Origin of the sequence: Christensenella sp., from assembly GCF_034927525.1 — a bacterium.
Lineage (GTDB): Bacteria > Bacillota > Clostridia > Christensenellales > Christensenellaceae > Christensenella.
Genome location: NZ_JAYFPU010000230.1, coordinates 1 through 6,307, shown reverse-complemented (window position 1 = coordinate 6,307; position 6,307 = coordinate 1). Strand labels below are relative to the sequence as shown.

Sequence of the window (6,307 nt, the reverse complement as noted above, 5' to 3'; positions counted from 1 at the left end):
AGTATAACGATACCCGCCAGCTTCTGGATAAATGCCTCGCCCAAAAAGCTCTGATCTGTGCGCCATACCATCAACTCGATCATGCGTACCACATAGCAGGCAATGTATACGATAAATATAATCGTAAAAGGTCTGTTCTCTCGTCTCATTGTGATTCTCCCCTCTCTTTTCTATCAATATATACAGAGATGGACACAATTTCAACGAACGAATGACCAAGCTGCAGCCTGATGCTACCAAAATACAAATTACAAAAAAAATATAGCCCGACGCTGCATGGCTATATTCCATATATTTTTCATTTTTCATTGTAAAGCTTATCTTTTATTTCTATATCCCCTTTTGTACGCTGTCCTGAATACATATGACAAGACAACAAGGCCGCCCAAGACATACCATATCACCATAACACAAAAGGAAGATGACCATATTGTTTCAAATTTCAACTCGACTTGTTGCGTATGCGAAGGAATAATCACTCCCATGTAGAAATCGTTGACAGTGACTGTCTGTAACGGTTGCCCTTCCGTATATGCTCTCCACTCTTTATTATACTGTTGACTTATAAATAACAAGGTTTCATGATCTACATCTGAAACAGTATATTTTTGATAATCATCTTTTCGTTCTGTAAGTTCTGCGGTTTTCCCTTGGTATTCATTTATTTTCTGAGATAATAGAACATTGTCCTCCATCAAAGAAAAGTCCTCTATTTGCTTAAACAACACTGGCTTTTCGGTTGGTACATAAAGCTTTATCTCATTGACTTCACCGACATACTTCCATCCGTTCGTGTTCGACCCATACACGTCAATATCATATTTACAGAGTAACAGCCCAATCCCCGCATAGCTCATAGCAGGCTCATTAAAATAAGAAGTATCAGCAATTTGGGCAAAAAATCTGCCAAATACTTGCGTTCCAGCAGTGCTCAACTTTTCTGCTTCATCCTGATAAGCTCCTGATGAAAGAGAGTTATACGAATGTATGGTGGGAATGTCGGCTGCCAAGCTTACATTCGGGAGGAATGTATTGTCCAGTCCTCCTAAAATAGCTATCCGTTCGCCATCTGTCAAATACGACTTCACTTTTTCAGTAAGCTCTGATTCATATTGAATTGATTCTGCCGGTCGTCCAATCAGCATACTTTGTCCATATGCGATCATCGCCACAAAAACACAGGCCACCGCAATGATTTTTCTTTTGGGAAAAATCATAAACAATACCGCACCCGCTACACACGCAAAGGAAAGAATAATATCCGGACCCGCTTCTGGTCCGAGCGGTGCCTCCTGTGGAACCAGAGATCTGATCAAAAACACGACCGGAACCGCAAACATTGCCGTGCCAAAAATGATCATCCTCCTCTGCCGTTTCTGATAACAAGATTCCGGCACTTCTTTTGTAATATGCTGCAAAACACATGCGGCTAAAAAAAGCCCCGGAATAAACGCTGCATCGAATGCCTGTATTCGCGAAAAACCTAGCCCCAAAAACCTTACTGCGAAAAGAAAAACCGGCGGTACCAGACACGCAAGCATACAGACAGCAATAAAGATTATGAGGTATAGATGCTTCTTGATAAATTTCTTTCCCATCCCCAGCGAGAATGCCATCCAAACAAAGAACACCGGCGTAAAGCTGGTGCCATTAAAATCCGATATATATCCTGGGGTATTAGGATTTCCGCTAAAAAAGGCATCATATACATTCCTGAGATAATAGAAGATTCCTGCCCTATTTTGAGGCAGAACTTCAAGAAAAAAGCTATCCTCCGGTGCAACACGCGAAGACGCCGAGTACTGCATATAAGTGTTGATCAAGTCCGGCAAAGCAAGTATAACCCCTAACAAGACAGCAAGTGCTACTTGTCCAAAGAAGATACCTCTTTGCCTACATCCGGATTTCTTTCGGATCATAATATAAATGAAGAAAACAAGAACAAAATATAGATGTGTAACGACGCGCTGTGCATATCCTATCGAAAGCAAATTATATACGGCAAAAGCAATCAATAAGATTTCCGGAATTGAACATCGATTGGCCGCCCTCGATATCCCCCAAAGCAGACCGAGGCTCCAACATAGCGGCCCCACAACAATCAAACAAGTAGACCAATAGCTTGAAAATGTTCCGCACGCAATTCCTACTGCGAAAATAAAACAAACCAATGGGCTAAAACTGTTTTCCTTTAGGAACATAAACGCAAAAATCGCAGTCAGAAATATAGTTGCAACAAAACAACTTGTATAGAGCAACGCTGCATCTTCGCTGAATATCTGCGCTAATATAAACTGTATAGGATTATTTTGTGATATACCAATGACATGCCCCTGATGCGTGGGGCGACCCATCTCAATATAAGGATTCCATGTAGAAAAGCTTTGAGAGCTATTGTTGTTTAGATATAAATCCATTTCAGGATAATAGACTAAAGTATGATCGGAAAATTTGCTGTTTCCTACGATAGCATCCGCCGGAACCGCTTCCCCCACAAAGGTTTCAGTAGGCTGCGGATATAATACGTGATTTTGAGCCAACAGGGGAATGAAGTAAATAACAACAAAAATCATTAAAAGCAAAAAAGCTGGAAGATATGATTTAAAGGGATTCATTGTACGAACTTTATTGAGTCCTTTTACATTCTCCATGCTTTCCTGCCCGTCATGATAAAAACTTTGGTGCACCCGAGACGATTTGAACGTCCGACACCTGGCGTCGGAGGCCAGTGCTCTATCCGCTGAGCTACGAGTGCATATATAACTGCAAAGCGCAGTTATTATTATAATACATTTATAACACTTTGGAAAGAAAATCCTGCAATCTTGGATTTTTTGGATTTGCAAAAAATTCAGTCGGCGGAGCCTGCTCCAATATTTTTCCTTCATCCATAAACATGCAGCGCGTCGCGACCTCGCGCGCAAAGCCCATTTCATGCGTAACAACGACCATCGTCATACCCTCGTCCGCAAGAGTATGCATAAAATCAAGAACCTCGCCCACCATTTCAGGATCAAGCGCGGATGTCGGTTCGTCAAACAACATCACATCCGGATTCATCGCAAGCGCACGCACGATCGCCACGCGCTGCTGCTGTCCGCCCGAAAGCTGCGCCGGGTACGAATCAATCTTATCAGAAAGCCCTATTCTTTTGAGCAGCGTCTCCGCTCTTTCCTGCGCCTCATCGTCAGTCATCAACCCCAGCTTCAGCGGCGCAAGCATAATGTTCTGCCCCACAGTCTTATGTGGAAATAAATTGAACTGCTGGAATACCATCCCCATTTTCTGACGGATCTGGTCCAGACTTGTCGCCCGATCGGTCAAAAGTTTTTCTTCAAACCATATCTCGCCGCTCGTCGGCTCCTCCAGCATATTGAGGCAACGCAAAAAGGTAGACTTTCCGCTTCCCGACGGCCCAACAATAACGACCTTTTCACCGCGTTCTATGTTTTCGTCTATCCCTCTTAGTACCTTGTTCCCATTAAATTCTTTATATAAATTCTTTACAATAATCATATCCGGCTCCTATCTGGCGTCGCTTAGAGCAAGGCGTTTTTCCAGTTTTCGCAGTGCCCAGGTGATCAGCATAACGATCGCAAGATAAACAAGCGCCATGAAAATCAGCGGCACAAACGCATCGAGAGTCCTCGAACGCACAAGCTCTGCCGCACGCGTGAGATCCATGACGGCCACATAACCAACGATAGACGTTTCTTTAAATAATACGATAAATTCATTGCCAAGCGCAGGCAGTATATTTTTGATCGCCTGCGGAAAAATGATCGTGCGCATCGTCATACCATTTGTGAGCCCCAGCGAGCGTCCCGCTTCCATCTGCCCCTTTGGCACCGCCATAATGCCCGAACGGACGATCTCAGCAACATAGGCGCCACTATTGATACCAAACGCGAGCGCAGCGACAAAAGGAGCCATTTCAATGGGTGCAGCGGCAAAAATGATATAATACATGATCAATAGCTGAACCAGCACAGGTGTTCCCCTGATCACCGTCAGGTAAATGTCGCAGATCACGTTCAGCCATTTGAGCCGCTTGTTGCGCATCGCGTTGACTTTTGCGATCGCAACCAGTGAACCAATGACGACACCCATCAGCACCGCGATGCCCGCGATCATCAGCGTCACCAGCAGTCCGTCTAGGAACATCGTCCACCGGTCATTGGCTATTAATGTGTTATAAATTTGCTGCCCCAGATTATCAAACATACCGTACTCCCCACAGAGCAGCTTGTTTTATCCGCCGCTCGTCGCGCTTTATGCTCTAAAAATGCATAAGCACTGTATATTATACCATACTTTATCAAAAAAAAAAGTTCGCGGCATAAATTTCTTCCGCGAACTTTTTTTGATTGTATTTGTACCCTCTGCTTATGCAGCAGGTGTTCCAGAATATGCGTCAAAATGCTTCTGCGTCAGGTCTGTCATGCCGTCCTTCATTTCGCCCAGCACTTTATTGATCACCTCAAGCAACGCCGTGTCGCCTTTTTTGACAGCCATCGCATACTGCTCTGTTGTCAACACTTCGTCATATACCATCAGCTTGTCGTTGCTTGCAACGATGCTCTGTGCCGGCAACTGGTCAACGACTACAGCATCCAGTCTTCCATTTGCAAGATCCATGCCCGCTTCGATCGCGCTCTTGTATGTCTTTACCGTTGCACCTTCCACTTCGTCCGTGACGAACAGGTCTCCTGTCGTACCAAGCTGCACACCGACTGTTTTGCCCGCCAGCGCATCCACCGATGCTTCCGCTACCTTCGGTCCTTCCTTTGTTACGATAACCATCTGTGTCGATGTCGCATACGGGTCAGAAAAATCTACGCTCTTTTTACGTTCTTCTGTGATCGTGAAACCCGCCGCAACGAAATCGCCCTTGCCGCCGTTGAGCGCCGGAATCAGGCCGTCAAAATCCATGTCCACAACTGTCAATTTCACGCCCAGCTCGTCGGCGATCTTCTGCGCAATTTCGATATCCACACCAGCCGGATTATTATCATCACCTAGGTATTCATAAGGAGGGAACTGCGCATTTGTCAACAACACAATCTCTCCAGCTTTCTTGATCTTTTCCACGGAGTTTGTCTGTGAAGAACACCCTGCAAAAACCGCAGCGCACAGTACCACCGCCAGTACCAAACCTAAAACCTTTTTCATTTTTTCCTCCAAATGTGTCAATATTTAAAACCCAATATGTATAATTATACATATAACATTCAATAAATCAAGTGTTTATGCATTTTTATGTCAAATTTATTCTTTGACCTTATATGCTTCATTTTTCTTGATTTCTATATGTCCAGACGCATATCCTTTCCCATCAACTGTAAAAAACACGGCCTTCGCCGCATCAATATTATTCAAATAGGCGTCCGCAATACTGTCCAGCAATGCTATTTCCCCTTCTGAACCTAACGAAATTTCATAAATATCAGACGTAAAATCGATAAAAATATTTCCATCCGAATAAATAACTGAATTGGTCTTTATCCCGCTAGTCCCTAAAACACCTTCTAAATAAGCTTTATTAACAGCCTCCATTGCGACTTCCGGACTTTTTTCATCTCCTTGAATTTCGTATGATGTCTCAACCTGCTTTTGTTGTACCAAATCATAATACTCAATCTTAATCGATTTTCCATTGTACTTCACATCTTCAGGTTGACCCGGTGTGGCCGTCACCTCCACAGAAGGCCTTACGCTTGGTAGCCCTTCCGTATCTGCCCCATCAAGTTGTGAGACTCCCGTGGGGGAAGGGTTGGCTATGTTTCCCTGTTTAGCATCCATAGAACATCCCAATAGGCTAATCATAATAATTATGAGTGTCAATCCTATCCACAATTTTCGTCTCATAAAGCATTAACTCCATTTCTTTATATAATACTCTTTGGTTTCAAAAACATTATAATAATATCTCATTTTCTATTCAACCCAATTGAACATTTGTTTACACAATACTAATAAATTTATTACACCCGTTATCTGATCAAATAGCTCGCCTGTCCGGTCATTCCCTGATTCCCAAGTCCATCCGTTGCATAAACCAATACGTAATATTTTCCTGTCCGGCTACCATGGTTGGAAATATCCACCAGCACACCGTAGTCTCCTCCTCCATACGAGTTGCCACGATACCATTTGACATCCCCCGTCGTTTCATTCCACACTGCAAACGACACCTCTGCAATTCCAGACTCATCTGTTACATCAAGCGCCCCCGCATGAAACTGTCGTCCCGTTGTCCCATATGGCGTTATGTTGGTTCCTCGCGCCACTGGTGCAGTCTGGTCTA

At 43.8% G+C, this 6,307-nt stretch carries 6 protein-coding genes and 1 tRNA gene; all 7 read right to left on the bottom strand.

The window, feature by feature from the left end; all coding sequences use genetic code 11:
• Nucleotides 1–317: 317 nt before the first annotated feature.
• Complete coding sequence (locus VB081_RS09650; protein ID WP_323400611.1) at nucleotides 318–2,651, bottom strand: YfhO family protein; 2,334 nt, start codon at nucleotides 2,649–2,651, stop codon at nucleotides 318–320.
• A 28-nt stretch (nucleotides 2,652–2,679) separates the two neighbouring features.
• Nucleotides 2,680–2,755: transfer RNA gene (locus VB081_RS09645), tRNA-Arg, on the bottom strand.
• A gap of 38 nt (nucleotides 2,756–2,793) precedes the next feature.
• The gene (locus tag VB081_RS09640) at nucleotides 2,794–3,516 is read right to left on the bottom strand and encodes an amino acid ABC transporter ATP-binding protein (protein ID WP_323400610.1); all 723 of its coding nucleotides are present in this window, start codon (nucleotides 3,514–3,516) and stop codon (nucleotides 2,794–2,796) included.
• A gap of 9 nt (nucleotides 3,517–3,525) precedes the next feature.
• On the bottom strand, nucleotides 3,526–4,224 hold the full coding sequence (locus tag VB081_RS09635; protein WP_323400609.1) for an amino acid ABC transporter permease: 699 nt from the start codon (nucleotides 4,222–4,224) through the stop codon (nucleotides 3,526–3,528).
• Between the two features lie 162 nt (nucleotides 4,225–4,386).
• A complete protein-coding gene (locus tag VB081_RS09630; protein ID WP_323400608.1) occupies nucleotides 4,387–5,172 on the bottom strand; it encodes a transporter substrate-binding domain-containing protein in 786 nt (261 codons plus the stop codon).
• A gap of 96 nt (nucleotides 5,173–5,268) precedes the next feature.
• Nucleotides 5,269–5,802 (bottom strand): GerMN domain-containing protein, encoded by a 534-nt coding sequence (locus VB081_RS09625; RefSeq protein ID WP_323400607.1) that lies wholly within the window; start codon nucleotides 5,800–5,802, stop codon nucleotides 5,269–5,271.
• 191 nt (nucleotides 5,803–5,993) lie between these two features.
• Nucleotides 5,994–6,307 (bottom strand): GBS Bsp-like repeat-containing protein (locus VB081_RS09620; protein WP_323400606.1); only part of this gene is annotated, 314 nt, incomplete at its 5' end.

What these genes read in the sequence shown, in the direction of transcription:
- VB081_RS09650 (WP_323400611.1), bottom strand. Translation starts at nt 2,651, where the DNA reads ATGGAGAATGTAAAAGGACTCAATAAAGTTCGTACAATGAATCCCTTT.
- VB081_RS09640 (WP_323400610.1), bottom strand. Translation starts at nt 3,516, where the DNA reads ATGATTATTGTAAAGAATTTATATAAAGAATTTAATGGGAACAAGGTA.
- VB081_RS09635 (WP_323400609.1), bottom strand. Translation starts at nt 4,224, where the DNA reads ATGTTTGATAATCTGGGGCAGCAAATTTATAACACATTAATAGCCAAT.
- VB081_RS09630 (WP_323400608.1), bottom strand. Translation starts at nt 5,172, where the DNA reads ATGAAAAAGGTTTTAGGTTTGGTACTGGCGGTGGTACTGTGCGCTGCG.
- VB081_RS09625 (WP_323400607.1), bottom strand. Translation starts at nt 5,802, where the DNA reads ATGGATGCTAAACAGGGAAACATAGCCAACCCTTCCCCCACGGGAGTC.